The organism is Cellulosimicrobium sp. RS, from assembly GCF_046159675.1.
In the GTDB taxonomy this organism is placed as follows: domain Bacteria; phylum Actinomycetota; class Actinomycetes; order Actinomycetales; family Cellulomonadaceae; genus Cellulosimicrobium; species Cellulosimicrobium funkei.
In genome coordinates this window covers 71,857-86,738 of sequence record NZ_JBJXVU010000010.1, presented here as the reverse complement: position 1 = coordinate 86,738, position 14,882 = coordinate 71,857, and the positions used below count along the sequence as shown (strand labels likewise).

Below are 14,882 nucleotides of genomic sequence, written 5' to 3'. Positions count from 1 at the left end.
GTGACGAGCATGGGGGAGATCCACAACGACCCCGACCTGCGGGACATCGCCGAGGGCATGGCGGAGCAGGCCCGCGCCTACCTCACCACGACGACGCAGGTCGCGTCCGGCGCGGCCCCCGGCGCGGTGCTGCCGCTCCTGCTCCTCGCGCTGTCCGACGCGCTCGCCGCGGGCGCCCGCCTGGGGGCCGTGGGCGACGTCGTACCGGTGGAGCGCTTCGAGCCCGACGCCGGCCGCGACACGGACGTGGACCCGCTGCGGACGGCGCTCGCGCGGCTCTTCGACGGGTTCGACGACTACGCCGAGATCACCGACCCGCTCGTCGGTGCCGAGGTCGGCGCGGCGTCGCTCTCGGGCGACCTGGCGTGCGTGGCCGAGTGCCTCGCGAAGGGCCTGCAGCACTACGACGGCGGCCGTGAGCTCGAGGGCCTGTGGTGGTGGCAGTTCTCCTACGTCTCACTGTGGGGGGAGCGCGCCGCGAGCGCGCTGCGCGTCCTGCAGCTCGCGCTCGCGCACCTGCGTCTCGACGTCGAGGACGACGTCGCGACCGAGGCGGAGTACGACGCCCTTCAGTCTTGAGCCGTCGGTCCCGGCGCCGCGGGCGTCCCGCGGTCAGACGGCGCCGGCCGCCCGGCCGTAGTGGTCCGCCAGCCCGGCGAGGTACGGCTCCCACGGCACGGTGGCGGCGTCGCGCCCCTCGCGCACGGCGACGAGCCGGTCGAGGTAGTACTCCCACCCGGGCCCCACGTTCCGCGCGTCGTCGCCGGGGCCGAGGAGCTGGCGGAAGGTCAGCGTCGTGACGCCGTCCTGCTCGGTGAGCTCGAAGGACAGGTGCCACGTCTGGTCGCCCGAGGACGTCACCCCGGCGAAGCGGTGCGGCGGCTCGCACCGGGTGATGCGGTACTCCTCGGGATCGGGGTCGTCGCTCTCGGCCGTCATGAAGAACTCGACGCGGCCGGTCGCGGGGTCGCCCTCCCAGTAGCCGATCCACCGCGCGAGCCGGCCGGGCTCCGTGAGGCTCGCCCACACGTCGTCGGCCGGCGCGCGGAACGTCCGCGTGACGACGAGCTCGTCGCCCGCGGGGCCGCGCTCCACCGTCCCGCCGGGTGTCGGCAGACCGGGTGCTGGCGGGACGGGCGCTGCCGATGGGGTCGTCGGGTCGCTCATGCGCTCTCCTCGTGCCGGGTCGTGCCGCGCTCGGCACGACGTTCTCGGGTCGTGCGGCGGACCTCGAGGTCGAGGCCGTCGAGCGCCCGCGCCGGGACGGGCGGGGCGGGTCTGGTGAGCGCCGCGACGAACGCGGCGAGGGGGTCGAGCGCGGCGGGCCGCAGCGAGTAGACGCGACGGCGTCCCGCGACGACGGCCTCCACGAGCCCCGCCTCGCGCAGCACGCGCAGGTGGCGGCTCACGGCCGGGCGGGAGACGTCGTCGCGCACGCGCGCGAGGTCGCCCGCGCTGAGCGACCCCGCCCGCAGCGCGCGGAGCAGGTCGCGGCGCACGTCGTCGGCGACGGCCTCGAATACGTCCATCCGTCAAGCGTAACCGCACGGTTACGCATAGGGAAGGGTCGTGGCGTCCTCCGTGCCGCGAACCGGACGTGGACCCGGCCCGGGCGCGCCCCGTGGGCGTGGTACCACTGGGGGGTGCTTTCCGCCCTCTCCCTCCCGGTCTCCGGCGGGCTCGAGATCGACGGCGTGACCGTCCTCCTGCTCGTCCTCGCCGCGCTCACGGCGGGGTGGATCGACGCCGTCGTGGGCGGGGGCGGGCTCGTCCAGCTCCCGGCGCTCCTCCTGGTCCCGGGCATCAGCCCCGTCCAGGCGCTCGCGACGAACAAGCTCGCGAGCATCATGGGGACGTCGGTGAGCGCCGCGACGTACTACCGGCGCGTCGGGCCGGACCTGCGCACCGCGGGGCCCATGGCGCTCGCGGCGCTCGTGGGCGCCGTCGGGGGAGCGGCGCTCGCGTCGCGCATCCCGGCCGACCTGTTCAAGCCGATCATCCTCGTGGTGCTCGTCGGCGTCGCGGCCTACACGATCGCGAAGCCGAAGCTCGGGCACACGACGAACCTGCGCTGGGAGGGCAACGGCCACCGCTGGGCCGCGGCCGGGATCGGCCTCGTCATCGGCACCTACGACGGCCTGCTCGGCCCGGGCACGGGGACGTTCTTCGTCATCGCGCTCGTGAGCATCCTCGGGTACGCGTTCCTGCCGGCGTCGGCGCTCGCGAAGATCGCGAACTTCGCCACGAACGCCGGCGCGCTGATCTTCTTCGTGCCGTACGGCGCGGTGCTGTGGGGGCTGGGCCTCGTCATGGGCGCGGCCAACCTGCTCGGGGCGTACGTGGGCGCCCGGATGGCGGTCGCCAAGGGCAGCGCGTTCGTGCGCGTGGTGTTCGTGGTCGTCGTCGGCGCGCTCATCGTCAAGCTCGGGTACGACGTCGTCCACGACCTCACGGCCTGACATCCCGGCGTCTCGAGGCGGGTACTACCCGTGGTGTCATCGTGTTGTCACCCAGGGGTTGCGGTGACACCACGCGTGGTGCCATGATGGCGTCATGGACCTCACCCCGTACGTCGACGACCTCCAGGACCGCCTCGCCGCTGCTGCGGACGCCGCCGGTGACGACGGCCGTCGGCTCGCCGAGCGCCTGACCGCTCCGCTGGACGCGGCCGTGCGTCTCGTCCTCCTCGACGCGCTCTCCGCCGCGGCGGGGGAGATCTCCGCGGAGCTCGCCCCCGGGTCGGTGGACGTGCGGCTGCGCGGCGGTGCCCCCGAGTTCGTGGTCGCCGTCCCCGCCGTCGCGCCCGCCCCGCCCGAGGCGCTCGTCCCGGCGAGCGCCCCGACCGCGCCGGCCGGCCCCGCGGCGGCCGACGTCGAGGCGGGGGCCACGACCCGCACGACCCTGCGCCTGCCCGACCACCTCAAGACGCAGGCCGAGACCGCCGCCGCGCGCGACGGCGTCTCCGTCAACACGTGGCTCGTGCGCGCGGTCGCCGCGGCGCTCGAGCAGTCCACCGGGCGCCCCGCCGCGCAGGCCCGCCCGCAGCAACGCGGCTCCGCCCGCGTCACCGGCTGGGTGCGCTGACCCCCACGGTCCCCGCCCCCGCCTCCTCCGACCGCACCTGACACCACCACGACACCACTCCTGGAGCTTCGTCATGCCCACTTTTCCTGCCCCTCAGCCCCTGCCCGTCGTCGTCGACGTGCCGTTCGCCCAGCTGCACGTGGTCGCCGGGGACCGCGACGACGTCGTCGTCACGGTCCTGCCGACCGACCCCGCGAAGTCCGGCAGCGTCCGCGCCGCCGAGGCGGTCCGCGTCGACGGCGACGGCAGCGCCCTGACGATCTCCTACCCCGGGTCGTGGAAGCAGTACGTGCTGCCGTTCGCGTCCGGCACCGCCGACATCACCGTCGAGCTGCCCGCGGGCTCCGACGTGCGCGGTAAGGCGGGCTCGCTCTACGCCGAGGGCAGGCTCGGCACCGTCGAGATGGCGCTCTCCGCCGGGGACGCCCGCGTCGAGGACGTCGACCGGCTCGACGTCAAGGCCTCGGCGGGCTCCGTGGCGGCGCGCCGCGTGCGGGGCTCGCTGGACGCCCGCGTCAGCGCCGGGTCGGTCCGCGTCGAGGAGGTCCGTGGCGAGGGCACCATCAAGGCGACCAACGGCACGACGACGGTCGGCGCCGTCACCGGCTCGCTCGCCGTGCACGGCGCGCACGGCGACATCGCGGTGGCGCGCGTGAGCGGCACGCTCACGGCCAAGTCCGCGCACGCCGGCATCCGGGTCGAGCGCCTGGACTCCGGGAGCGTCACCCTCGCGACGTCGTACGGCTCGATCGAGGTGGGCGTGCCCGAGGGCACCGCCGCGTTCCTCGACGCGAGCTCCGAGCACGGCAGCGTGCGCAACCACCTCACGCCCACGGAGGGCCCCGTCGAGGACGAGGCCACCGCGGAGATCCACGCCAGCACCGGGTTCGGCGACGTCGTCGTCCGCCGGCCCTGAACCCACCAACCTCAGGATCGGAGATCCGCAGATGTCTGCTGACCAGACCCTCGCCCCGGCCGTCCGGGTGCGAGGCATCGAGAAGTCGTACGGCGACCTGCGCGTGCTGCGCGGTGTCGACCTCGAGGTGGCGCGCGGGAGCATCGTCGCGCTGCTCGGGTCCAACGGTGCGGGCAAGACGACGCTCGTGCGGATCCTGTCCACCCTGCTCGCGCCGGACGCGGGGACCGCGGCCGTCGACGGGCACGACGTCGTCGCCCAGCCCGGGCAGGTGCGCGAGTCCATCTCGCTGACGGGGCAGTTCGCCGCGGTCGACGAGGTGCTCACCGGGCGGGAGAATCTGGTGCTCGTCGCCCGCCTGCGGCACCTGGCCGACCCGGGCCGCGTCGCGGACGACCTGCTCGCCCGGTTCGCCCTCACCGACGCCGGGGCCCGCCGCGCCGGGACCTACTCGGGCGGGATGCGGCGCCGGCTGGACATCGCCATGAGCCTCGTCGGCGACCCGTCCGTCATCTTCCTCGACGAGCCGACGACGGGCCTCGACCCGCAGGCCCGCAACGAGGTCTGGGCCACGGTGCGCGAGCTGGCCCGGGGCGGCACCACGGTGCTGCTCACCACCCAGTACCTCGACGAGGCCGAGCAGCTCGCCGACCGGATCGCGATCCTGCACCGCGGGACGATCATCCAGAACGGCACCCTGGCCGAGCTCAAGGCCCTGCTGCCCCCGGCGACCGTCGAGTACGTCGAGAAGCAGCCCTCCCTCGAGGACGTGTTCCTCGCGCTCGTCGGCGACGCCGGCGACAGCGCCCCCACCGCGGACCGGACGAGCGTCGACGGCGCCCGCCCGGCAGGAGAGGAAGCCCGATGACCACCCACGCCCTGGCCGACACCCGAGCCCTCACGGGCCGCTCGCTGCGCCACGTGCTGCGCAGCCCCGACACGATCATCACGACCGCCGTGACCCCGATCGCGCTCATGCTCCTGTTCGTCTACGTGCTCGGGGGCGCGATCGACACCGGGAGCGGCGGGTCGTACGTCGACTACCTGCTGCCCGGCATCCTGCTCATCACCGTCGCGTCGGGCGTCGCGTACACGTCCTACCGGCTGTTCCTGGACCTGCAGGGCGGCATCGTCGAGCGCTTCCGGTCGATGCCCGTCACCCGCTCCAGCGTCCTGTGGGCGCACGTGCTCACCTCGCTCGTGGCCAACCTCGTCTCCGTGACGCTCGTCGTCGGGGTCGCGCTCCTCCTGGGGTTCCGCACGAGCGCGTCGGTGGGATCGTGGCTGGCCGTGCTCGGCATCCTCGTCCTGTTCGTCCTCGCGCTGACCTGGCTCGCGGTCGTCGCCGGGCTCTCGGCCAAGACGGTCGACGGCGCGTCAGCCTTCAGCTACCCGCTGATCTTCCTGCCGTTCGTCAGCTCGGCGTTCGTCCCGACGGACAGCATGCCGGGGCCGGTCGCGTGGTTCGCCGAGAACCAGCCCGTCACCGCGATCGTCGACACCCTGCGGTCCCTCTTCGCCGGCCAGCCCGTCGGGAGCGACATCTGGGTCGCGCTCGCGTGGCTCGTCGGCATCCTCGTCCTTGCCTATGCGTGGGCGACGGCGATCTACCGGCGCCGCGTCGGCTGACGACCGACCGGGACCGACGCCCGAGGGGCCGCGAGCGGGAGACCGCGCGCGGCCCCTCGGGCGTTCCCGCACCGTGCGGCCCGGAGCCGGCGGGCGGACCTTCGGTCCCGCCCCGTCGCGACCACCGGCCCTGTCCGGGACGCCGCCCGGCCGCGAGGATCGAGGGCGTGCAGACCCTCGCCCAGGCGGTGACCACCCAGTCGGAGGCGGCCCGGGAGAAGGTGCTCCTCGCCAGACGCCCCGGGCGCTACCTCGTCGCGGCGATGCTCGCGGGCGCGTACATCGGCGTCGGCGTCGTGCTCATGGTCGCGACGGCGGGCCCGTTCCTCGCCGCCGGGGCGCCGGGCGAGCGGCTCGTCGCCGGCGGCGTGTTCGCCGCGGCCCTCACCCTCGTCGTCTTCGCCGGGGCCGAGCTCGCCACGTCCGCGATGATGGTCCTCACCCAGGGCGTCGCCACGCGCGCCGTCCGGGTGCGCGACGCCGTCGTCACGCTGGGCCTGTGCCTCGTCGGCAACCTGGCCGGGTCGATGCTCTTCGCCTGGGCCGTCACGCAGGCGGGGGTCCTGCGCTCGAACGGGGCCGCGGGCGAGATGGTCGCCTCGATGCTGCGGGCCAAGGCGCACGAGACCGGGGGCGAGCTCTTCTTCCGCGGCGTGCTGTGCAACGTCCTCGTGTGCGCCGCGATCTGGGCCTGCGGGCGCCTGCGCTCGGAGGCGGGCAAGGCGGTGATCCTGTTCTGGGGGATCCTCGCGTTCATCGCGTCCGGGTTCGAGCACGTCGTCGCCAACATGACGACGTTCTCCCTCGGGCTCTTCGGCGACCTCGGGCCGACGACGTGGGCCGACTTCGGCCGCAACCTCACCTGGGTGGGCCTCGGCAACCTCGTCGGCGGGGCCGTCGTCGTCGGGCTGGCGTACGTCGTCGTGGCCGGTCCGCGGGCGCGCGTGCTGCCGGAGGTGTGAGCCCGGCGTCGGTCGTCACGGTCCGCAGGGCGGGACGGGCTTGGCCGGGGCGTGGGACGCGTGCCTATCATCGACCGACCCACAAGCACCCGGCGGGCCGTTGAGAGAGACGGAGGCCGGCGACAGATGGAGCAGCACGTGGCACTTGTCGTGCAGAAGTACGGCGGTTCGTCCGTCTCGGACGCCGAGAGCATCAAGCGGGTGGCCAAGCGCATCGCCGAGGCGAAGCGGGCCGGGAACGACGTCGTCGTCGTGGTCTCGGCGATGGGCGACACGACCGACGAGCTCATCGACCTCGCCCAGCAGGTCAGCCCCCTCCCTCCGCAGCGCGAGATGGACATCCTCCTCACCGCGGGCGAGCGCATCTCGATGTCGCTGCTCGCGATGGCGATCACGAGCCTCGGCGTGAAGGCGAAGTCGTTCACCGGGCAGCAGGCCGGTCTCATCACCGACGCGGTGCACGGCAAGGCGCGCATCGTCGACGTCGTCCCGACGCGCGTGCGCGAGACCCTCGACCGCGGCCAGGTCGCGATCGTCGCGGGGTTCCAGGGCGTGACGCAGTCGACGAACGACGTGACGACGCTCGGGCGCGGCGGGTCGGACACGACCGCCGTCGCGCTCGCGGCAGGTCTCGACGCCGACGTGTGCGAGATCTACACCGACGTGGACGGCGTGTTCACGGCCGACCCGCGCATCGTGCCGTCCGCGCGCAAGATCGACCGCATCACGTACGAGGAGATGCTCGAGATGGCGGCGAGCGGCGCGAAGGTCCTCGCGCTGCGCTGCGTCGAGTACGGCCGCCGGTACGGCGTCCCCATCCACGTGCGCTCGTCCTTCAGCGGCAAGGACGGCACGTTCGTCAGCGCGGACGCGTACACCGCGCGCCCCGGCGCGAGCGCCGGCTCCCCGGCCGGCACCGCCGGCAGCACCGCAGACCTTCCCGAGGAGACCGTCATGGAAGACCCGATCATCTCCGGCGTCGCGCACGACCGCAGCGAGGCCAAGATCACCGTCGTCGGCGTGCCCGACGTCCCGGGCACGGCCGCGCGGATCTTCGAGGTCGTCGCGGGCTCGGGCGTGAACATCGACATGATCGTGCAGAACGTGTCGGCGGCCCGCACGGGCCTCACCGACATCTCGTTCTCCCTCCCCGAGGGTGACGGCCCGGCCGCGATGTCCGCCCTCTCGGCGCTGCAGGCCGAGATCGGGTTCGACTCGCTCCAGTTCGACGACCAGATCGGCAAGCTCTCGCTCGTCGGCGCGGGCATGAAGTCGCACCCCGGCGTCTCCGCGAAGCTCTTCGGCGCGCTGCGCGACGCGGGCATCAACATCGAGATGATCTCCACCTCGGAGATCCGCATCTCCGTCGTCACGCGCGAGGACTCGCTCGACGACGCGGTGCGCGCCGTGCACACCGCCTTCGAGCTCGACGCCGCCGACGGCGAGGCCGTCGTCTACGCCGGCACCGGCCGCTGACCCGACGCAGGAGAGGACCCACCATGAGCACCCAGAGCACCCCCGGTCTGCACCTCGCCGTCGTCGGCGCGACCGGCCAGGTCGGCGCGGTCATGCGCCGCCTCCTCGAGGAGCGCGACCTGCCCGTCGCGAGCGTCCGCTACTTCGCGTCGGCGCGCTCCGCCGGGTCGACGCTCCCGTGGCGCGGGACCGACGTCGTCGTGGAGAACGTCGCCGCGACCTCGACCGAGGACCTGCGGGGGATCGACGTCGCGCTCTTCTCCGCGGGCGGCGCGACGTCGAAGGCGCAGGCCGAGCGGTTCGCCGCAGCCGGCGCTGTCGTCATCGACAACTCCTCCGCGTGGCGCATGGACCCCGACGTCCCGCTCGTCGTCTCGGAGGTGAACCCGGGCGCGCTGCGCGAGGCGCGCAAGGGCATCATCGCCAATCCCAACTGCACGACGATGGCCGCGATGCCCGTCCTCAAGCCGCTCTCGGACGAGGCCGGGCTGGAGCGCCTCGTCGTCGCGACGTACCAGGCCGTCTCCGGGGCCGGGCTCGCCGGCGCGGAGGAGCTGCGCGCCCAGGCCGTCGCGGGCGCGGCGGCCGAGGGCACGGGTGCCGGGCTCGTCGGGCTCGTGCACGACGGCGGCGCGGTCGCCTTCCCCGAGCCCACCGTCTTCCCGCGCAACGTCGCGTTCAACGTCGTCCCGCTCGCCGGGTCGATCGTCGACGACGGGCAGGAGGAGACGGACGAGGAGAAGAAGCTCCGCAACGAGTCCCGCAAGATCCTCGGGCTGCCCGAGCTCGCCGTCGCCGGGACCTGCGTGCGCGTCCCCGTGTTCACCGGGCACTCGCTCGCGATCCACGCCGAGTTCGGCGCCGCGATCACGCCCGACCGGGCGCGCGAGATCCTCGCCGCCGCCCCCGGCGTCGCGCTCGCGGACGTGCCGAACCCGCTCGAGGCGGCGGGCAAGGACCCGTCGTTCGTCGGTCGCGTCCGCACCGACCAGTCCGTCCCCGGCGGACGCGGCCTCGTGCTGTTCGTCTCGAACGACAACCTCCGCAAGGGCGCCGCGCTCAACGCCGTGCAGCTCGCCGAGCTCGTCGCGCAGGACCTCGACGGCGTCCGCGCCGCGTTCGCCCCCGCCCTCGCGAGGTAGAGCCCCGGTCCCGCGAGGTAGAGCCCCGGTCGTGACCAGGGCTCTACCTCGCGAGCCGGGGGTGTCAGCGGGCCGCGCTCAGCCCTCGACGAGCCGGGCCATGTCGTCCCCGTCCGCGAGGCCCACGATGTTGCCGGCCGGGTCGGTGAACCAGGCGCCGTCGCCGCCCTCCATGAAGCCGCGCGCGATCCCCTTCTCGTCCTGGTCGAACCCTTCGTAGCGCTCGAACGTCACGCCCTTCGCGGTGAGCTCGTCGACGACCTGGTCCACGTCGTCGACGGTGAGGTGCATGACCGTGAAGGCGGCCGGCCGATGGTCCTCCTTCGGGTAGACGAACACGTCCGAGCCGCCGCCGAGGTGGAGCACCAGACCGTTCCCGCCGTCGAGTGCCGTGACGGGGAGCCCGAGGGTGTCCCCGTAGAACGTGCGCGCCGCGTCGAGGTCGTCCGCCGAGAAGCTGGAGAACCCGCGCCTGATGGTGACCATCGTTGTTTCACTCCTTCAGGACCGCCGGCGGCCGGAGGGCGGGGCCCGCCGCGGACGCCGGATCCTCCCAGCGTCCCACCGCCGGCCCGCGGTGGGTACCTCCCGGGGCGGGTGAAGGGAGCGGGTCAGGGCGAGCGTGCGGGCGCGGGGCGGGTCCCGAGCGTCGGTGCGAGCACCCACAGCGCCGTGGCGGCGAGCACGTGCCAGACGGCGTGCCCCGGGAGCGCGAGGCCGAGCGCGCCGTCGGCGTCGCACAGCGGCCAGCCCGGGCGGGTCAGGGTCCCCGCGGTGCTGCCGACGGCGACCAGCACGAGCGCGGCGACCGTGCGGCGTCGGACGGCGGGCCGTCGCCACGCGCGCGCGGCGCTCGCGGCCACGGCGACGCCCGCCGCGACCACCTGGGCGGCGGTGGACGCCGGGACCGAGACCGCCGCGAGCACGACCCCGAGCAGGGTCGGTGCGAGCCACCACCACGTCCGCAGGCGGCGCCCGGTGCGGTCCGTGAGGGCGTCGGCGGCGACGAGCGCGAGGGCCCCGAGCAGCGGCGGGTCGTGCGCGACGGGGTTCCACGACGGCGACGGCCCGTGCTGCACCACGGAGCCCACCCCGATGAGGACGACCAGCACCCCGAAGGCCACGCGGAGGCGCGACGCCGCACCCACGGCGTCGGCCACGCCCGGGGCCGCGTGCGTCCCGGTTCCGGACCGCCGCGCCGCCAGCACGACGGCCGCGCCCGCCAGGACGAACGCGAGGCTCGTCCACGTGCTGAGCGGCTCGGCCCAGGGCGTCCCGCCCGCGAGCTCGCACGCTCCGCCCACCTCGCCTCCTCCGCCTCGCGGCCTGCCGGACCGGCGCGACTGGCACCAGCCCTGCCACTGACGTCCCCCATCGTTCCGCCCGGAGCTGGTCGCCGCGTCCGGAAGAGGGGTTGCGCGCAGCGCCTCATCTGTGGTTCATTACTCAAGTAATGAACCACAGAACGCGCGAGGCGGGAGAGGATGGGCCCCATGTTCGACGGACCTGAACCCATCTACCTCCAGATCGCGCAGATGATCCGTGCGCAGGTGCTCGCGGGGGAGCTCGCGGAGGAGGAGCAGGTCATGTCCACGACGCAGTTCGCGACGACGTTCCGGATCAACCCGGCGACGGCGGCCAAGGCCTTTGCCGGCCTCGTCGACGAGGGCGTCCTCTACAAGCGGCGCGGGCTCGGCATGTTCGTCGCACCCGGCGCGCGCGAGCGGCTGCTCGCCGAGCACCGCGCACGGTTCTTCGACGAGGTCCTCGACCCCGCGCTGGCGCAGGCGGACCTCCTGGACATCCCGGCCGCCGAGATCGTCGAGCACGTCCTCGGCCGCCCGCGGCCCGCCGGTCCCGGGACCGGCGACGCACCCCGTACCGGCCCCGACACCGACCCCACCCCGAGGTGAGACCCGTGACCGCCCGGCCCACCAGCCACCCCACCGACCGCCCCGCCGAGACCCCACCCTTCGGCGCCGAGGTGCGCGACGTCGTCGTGCGGTACTCCCGCGGCGACGACCCCGCGCTCGACGGCGCGACCCTGACGATCCGGCCCGGCGTCATCACCGGCCTCCTGGGCCGCAACGGCGCCGGCAAGACGACGCTCGCCGCCCTGCTGGCCGCGTTCCGGCGCCCGACGTCGGGCACGGTCCGCGTCGGTCCGGACGGCGAGCTCGAGGACCCGTTCGAGAACGTCTGGGCGACGATGCACACCCAGCTCGTGCGCGAGAGCGGCGACGTGGGGGAGTCCGACAAGGCGCGCGACACGCTCGAGTACTACGCGGACGTGCGACCGCACTGGGACGCCGACCTCGCCGGGCGCCTCCTCGACACCTTCGAGGTGGACGTCCGCAAGAAGCCCAACGAGCTCTCGCGCGGCAAGCGCTCGGCGCTCGGCGCGGTCGTCGGGCTCGCCGCCCGCGCGCCCCTGACGATCTTCGACGAGGTCTACCTCGGCATGGACGCCCCGAGCCGCTACGCGTTCTACGACGCGCTCGTCGCGGACTACGCCGAGCACCCGCGCACGATCCTGCTCTCGAGCCACCTGATCGCCGAGGTCGAGCGGCTCTTCGAGGACGTCGTGATGATCGACCGCGGGCGGGTCCTGCTCGCCGAGAACGCCGACGACGTCCGCGCGCGCGGCATCAGCCTCACCGGGCCGGCGGACGTCGTCGAGCGCCACACCGCGGGCCGGGAGGTGCTCGCCCGGCAGCGGCTGGGGAGCACGGCCCAGGTCACGCTCTTCGGCACGTTCGCCCCCGACGAGCGGGCCGCGGCCGCCGCGGCCGGGCTCGAGGTCGGGTCGGTGCCCGTCCAGGACCTGTTCGTCCACCTCACGCGCACCGACCGCACCGAGGACGGCGCGCGCGCCCGCACCCGCACGCAGGAGGCACGATGACCGCCACGACCCCGCGCGCCGCGGAGCGCCGCGCGCTCGAGAAGGCCGCCCACCGGCGCGGCGTCCGCGCCGTCGCCTGGTACTTCATCGGCGGCACCTGGTACGTCGGCGTGTGGTTCTGGCTCATCGCGCTCGCCATCGGGGCCCTCGTCCTGTGGATCATGCTGCGCAACGACGACGTGAGCATCGAGGGCGTGGGCGGCGTCGCGGGCTCGGCGAAGTTCTTCCTCTTCGTCATGGGCATCCTCTTGCCGCTGATGTCGATCGCGCTGCACGTCGCCGCCGGCGGCACGCGGCGGTCGTACACGCACGGGCTGTGGATCGGCGCCGCCGTCTCCGGGCTCACGTTCGGGATCGCGACCGCGCTCGTGCGGTGGGCGGAGTGGGCGCTGTTCCGCCGGGCCGGCTGGCCGACGGAGCAGGACCTCACGCAGCTCTACGCGGACGGGTCCGAGGTCGGGCTCATGATCCTCGTCGAGGGCACGTTCTGCGTCGTCTACTACCTCGCGGGCATGGTCGTCGCCGCGGGCTTCTACGGCTTCGGGTTCCTGCGCGGCGTGCTGCTCGTCGTCGCGTCGCTCGCGACCGTCGTGGTGAGCGAGGTGTTCCTCCGCTCCGGGTTCTTCGGCCACGCGCTCTCGCGCGTCGTCGGTCTCGACGGCACCCCCGTCTGGCTCGCCGTGCTCGGCGGGCTCGTCGGGGTCGTGCTCGCCGCACTGCTCCTGCGCGTCGTCCTGCGGGGCGTCGCGATCCGTCCGGTCGAGTTCGCGGGCACCGCGAGCGCCTGACCGGCGGCACCCTCCCACCGCACTCCCACCCGTCCGGGCGGCGCACGGCGCCGTCCGTGGGTGCCGCACACCCTCCTGGAGGTCACCATGAGCACCGCAGCACCGCCCCCGGGCGGCACGACGGCGACGTCGCCCGCCCCGCCCGCCGACCGCACGGCCGGGCCCGCCCCGGTCGTCGAGATCCGGAACCTGCGCAAGACGTACCCGGGACCGCAGGGTTCCGGCACGCGCACCGTCGCGGTCGAGGACGTGAGCCTCACCGTCCGGCCGGGCGAGATCTTCGGCATCCTCGGGCCCAACGGGGCCGGCAAGACGACGACCGTCGAGTGCCTCGCCGGGCTGCGCCAGGCCGACGGCGGCACGGTGCGCGTGCTCGGCGTCGACCCGCAGGCCGACCCCGCCGCGGTGCGCGACGTCGTCGGCGTCCAGCTCCAGGAGGCCGCGCTCAACGAGAAGATCACGGTCGAGGAGGCGATGCGGCTCTTCGCGTCGTTCTACGCGTCGCCCGGCGACGTGGAGGAGCTCCTCGACCTGCTCGACCTCGCCGCGCACCGGCGCGTCGCGTTCGCCAAGCTCTCGGGCGGGCAGCAGCAGCGCCTGTCGATCGCGCTCGCGCTCGTCGGGAACCCGCGCGTCGCGATCCTCGACGAGCTGACCACCGGGCTGGACCCGGCGGCGCGCCGCGCGACGTGGGAGCTCGTCGAGCGCGTGCGCGACCGCGGCGTGACGATCCTGCTCGTCACGCACTTCATGGACGAGGCGGAGCGCCTGTGCGACCGGCTCGTCATCATCGACCGCGGCCGGGTCGTCGCGCAGGGCACGCCCGCGGAGCTCGTGGACTCCGTCGACACGTCGCGCACCGTGCGCCTGCGCGTGCCGCCCGCGGACCACGACCTCGCGCTGCACACGATCGCGGGGCTCGCGGACGTCGAGCGCGTCGAGGCGTCGCCGACCGGCGGGCGCGAGATCGAGGTCACGGGCTCCCGACGGGTGCTGCCCGCCGTCGTGCTCGCGCTCGCGGAGCACGAGGTCGTGCCCGACGACGTCCGGACCGTCTCCCGCACGCTCGAGGACGTCTTCGTGGCCGTGACCGGCCGCACCTACGACCCGGACGCGACCGACGCCTCGGACGCGACCGACGCCCGGCCGACCCGAGGGGAGCCCCGATGACCGCCACGACCCTGACCCCGTCCGCCGTGCCCGTCCGCCGCAGCAGCGGCTGGCGCGGGTTCGGCGTCCTGCTCGCCACGGAGGCGCGGCTCTGGCTGCGCGACCCGGGGACGGTGTTCTTCGCGCTCGTGTTCCCGACCGTCCTGCTCGTCGGGGTCGGTTTCGCCATCCCCGGGATGCGCGTGCCGATCGAGGACGCGCCCCCGCCGTGGGGCGGGCTCACGCCCGTCGCGCTCTACGCGCCCGTGGTGCTCGCCGCCGCGATCGCGACCCCGGCCCTGACGACCATGCCGGTCTACTTCGCCACGTTCCGCGAGAAGGGCCTGCTGCGGCGGCTGTCGACGACGCCCATGCGCCCGCAGGGGATCGTCGTCGCGCACCTCGTCATCAACCTCGTGGCCGTCGTGGTCGCGTCCGTGGTCGCGCTCGTCGTCGGGCAGCTCGTGTTCGGCCTGCCGGCGCCGCAGAACGCGGCGACGGTCGTGCTGGCGTTCGTCCTCGGCGTCGCGTCGATGTACGCGCTCGGCACCCTCGTCGCGGCGCGTGCGCCCAAGGCGAGCACGGCGTCCGCGATCGGGACGCTGATCTACTTCCCGCTCCTGTTCCTCTCCGGGCTGTGGACGCCGGGGCCGATGATGCCGGAGGCCGTCGCGCAGGTCGGGAGGTTCACGCCGCTCGGTGCCGCGTCGCAGGCGATGACGGCGGGGTGGTTCGAGGAGGGCTTCCCCACGGTGCAGGTGGTCGTCATGCTGGTGTGGACGGCCGTGCTCCTGCCGCTCGGCATCCGGCTCTTCCGCTGGAGCTGAGGCGGGA

The 14,882-nt window shown here is 74.4% G+C and carries 18 protein-coding genes; 14 read left to right on the top strand and 4 right to left on the bottom strand.

Annotated features, from left to right (window positions below; translation table 11 throughout):
• Positions 1–9 precede the first annotated feature (9 nt).
• Complete coding sequence (locus ACI769_RS15560) at positions 10–579, top strand: DUF5063 domain-containing protein (protein WP_085388646.1); 570 nt, start codon at positions 10–12, stop codon at positions 577–579.
• A gap of 33 nt (positions 580–612) precedes the next feature.
• Here the strand turns inward: ACI769_RS15560 and ACI769_RS15555 are convergent, their stop codons facing one another.
• The gene (locus tag ACI769_RS15555) at positions 613–1,167 is read right to left on the bottom strand and encodes an SRPBCC family protein (protein WP_085387295.1); all 555 of its coding nucleotides are present in this window, start codon (positions 1,165–1,167) and stop codon (positions 613–615) included.
• Entirely contained in the window at positions 1,164–1,529 is a 366-nt protein-coding gene (locus ACI769_RS15550) for a helix-turn-helix transcriptional regulator (protein ID WP_043659923.1), read from the bottom strand. Before ACI769_RS15550 ends, ACI769_RS15555 begins: the two co-directional genes overlap by 4 nt.
• Positions 1,530–1,643: 114 nt before the next feature.
• Here ACI769_RS15550 and ACI769_RS15545 point away from each other — a divergent pair, with 114 nt between their 5' ends.
• From ACI769_RS15545 to ACI769_RS15510, 8 genes are all read left to right on the top strand, one after another.
• Positions 1,644–2,459, top strand: a complete 816-nt coding sequence (locus ACI769_RS15545) for a TSUP family transporter (RefSeq protein WP_409141914.1) — start codon at positions 1,644–1,646, stop codon at positions 2,457–2,459.
• A gap of 94 nt (positions 2,460–2,553) precedes the next feature.
• The gene (locus ACI769_RS15540) at positions 2,554–3,084 is read left to right on the top strand and encodes a histidine kinase (protein WP_085387297.1); all 531 of its coding nucleotides are present in this window, start codon (positions 2,554–2,556) and stop codon (positions 3,082–3,084) included.
• Between the two features lie 73 nt (positions 3,085–3,157).
• Positions 3,158–4,000 carry a DUF4097 family beta strand repeat-containing protein gene (locus ACI769_RS15535; RefSeq protein ID WP_043654371.1) on the top strand — a complete coding sequence of 281 codons (843 nt, stop codon included), beginning with the start codon at positions 3,158–3,160 and terminating at the stop codon, positions 3,998–4,000.
• 31 nt (positions 4,001–4,031) lie between these two features.
• Positions 4,032–4,868 carry an ABC transporter ATP-binding protein gene (locus tag ACI769_RS15530; RefSeq protein WP_085387298.1) on the top strand — a complete coding sequence of 279 codons (837 nt, stop codon included), beginning with the start codon at positions 4,032–4,034 and terminating at the stop codon, positions 4,866–4,868.
• On the top strand, positions 4,865–5,629 hold the full coding sequence (locus ACI769_RS15525; RefSeq protein ID WP_171468382.1) for an ABC transporter permease: 765 nt from the start codon (positions 4,865–4,867) through the stop codon (positions 5,627–5,629). Before ACI769_RS15530 ends, ACI769_RS15525 begins: the two co-directional genes overlap by 4 nt.
• A 167-nt stretch (positions 5,630–5,796) precedes the next feature.
• Positions 5,797–6,591, top strand: a complete 795-nt coding sequence (locus ACI769_RS15520) for a formate/nitrite transporter family protein (RefSeq protein ID WP_409141913.1) — start codon at positions 5,797–5,799, stop codon at positions 6,589–6,591.
• Positions 6,592–6,729: 138 nt separating this feature from the next.
• Positions 6,730–8,067, top strand: coding sequence for an aspartate kinase (locus ACI769_RS15515; RefSeq protein ID WP_031316267.1), 1,338 nt, complete (start codon positions 6,730–6,732; stop codon positions 8,065–8,067).
• A gap of 23 nt (positions 8,068–8,090) precedes the next feature.
• Positions 8,091–9,209: an aspartate-semialdehyde dehydrogenase gene (locus ACI769_RS15510; RefSeq protein ID WP_409141912.1), complete on the top strand. Its 1,119-nt coding sequence runs from the start codon at positions 8,091–8,093 to the stop codon at positions 9,207–9,209.
• A gap of 78 nt (positions 9,210–9,287) precedes the next feature.
• On the opposite strand, the gene ACI769_RS15505 is transcribed toward ACI769_RS15510, so the two are convergent.
• Together ACI769_RS15505 and ACI769_RS15500 are read right to left on the bottom strand one after the other, a co-directional pair.
• Positions 9,288–9,695 carry a VOC family protein gene (locus ACI769_RS15505; RefSeq protein ID WP_137280746.1) on the bottom strand — a complete coding sequence of 136 codons (408 nt, stop codon included), beginning with the start codon at positions 9,693–9,695 and terminating at the stop codon, positions 9,288–9,290.
• 125 nt (positions 9,696–9,820) lie between these two features.
• Complete coding sequence (locus ACI769_RS15500; RefSeq protein WP_409141911.1) at positions 9,821–10,513, bottom strand: hypothetical protein; 693 nt, start codon at positions 10,511–10,513, stop codon at positions 9,821–9,823.
• Positions 10,514–10,702: 189 nt separating this feature from the next.
• On the opposite strand from ACI769_RS15500, the gene ACI769_RS15495 reads away from it, so the two are divergent.
• The 5 genes from ACI769_RS15495 (at position 10,703) to ACI769_RS15475 (ending at position 14,875) form a co-directional block, all read left to right on the top strand.
• Positions 10,703–11,122 carry a GntR family transcriptional regulator gene (locus ACI769_RS15495; protein WP_031316974.1) on the top strand — a complete coding sequence of 140 codons (420 nt, stop codon included), beginning with the start codon at positions 10,703–10,705 and terminating at the stop codon, positions 11,120–11,122.
• Positions 11,123–11,127: 5 nt separating this feature from the next.
• Positions 11,128–12,111 carry an ATP-binding cassette domain-containing protein gene (locus ACI769_RS15490; protein WP_409141910.1) on the top strand — a complete coding sequence of 328 codons (984 nt, stop codon included), beginning with the start codon at positions 11,128–11,130 and terminating at the stop codon, positions 12,109–12,111.
• Positions 12,108–12,899 carry a hypothetical protein gene (locus ACI769_RS15485; RefSeq protein WP_396050390.1) on the top strand — a complete coding sequence of 264 codons (792 nt, stop codon included), beginning with the start codon at positions 12,108–12,110 and terminating at the stop codon, positions 12,897–12,899. Before ACI769_RS15490 ends, ACI769_RS15485 begins: the two co-directional genes overlap by 4 nt.
• An 87-nt stretch (positions 12,900–12,986) precedes the next feature.
• Positions 12,987–14,069 carry an ABC transporter ATP-binding protein gene (locus ACI769_RS15480; RefSeq protein ID WP_409141909.1) on the top strand — a complete coding sequence of 361 codons (1,083 nt, stop codon included), beginning with the start codon at positions 12,987–12,989 and terminating at the stop codon, positions 14,067–14,069.
• Positions 14,066–14,875, top strand: a complete 810-nt coding sequence (locus ACI769_RS15475) for an ABC transporter permease (RefSeq protein WP_137280741.1) — start codon at positions 14,066–14,068, stop codon at positions 14,873–14,875. Before ACI769_RS15480 ends, ACI769_RS15475 begins: the two co-directional genes overlap by 4 nt.
• Positions 14,876–14,882: the final 7 nt, after the last annotated feature.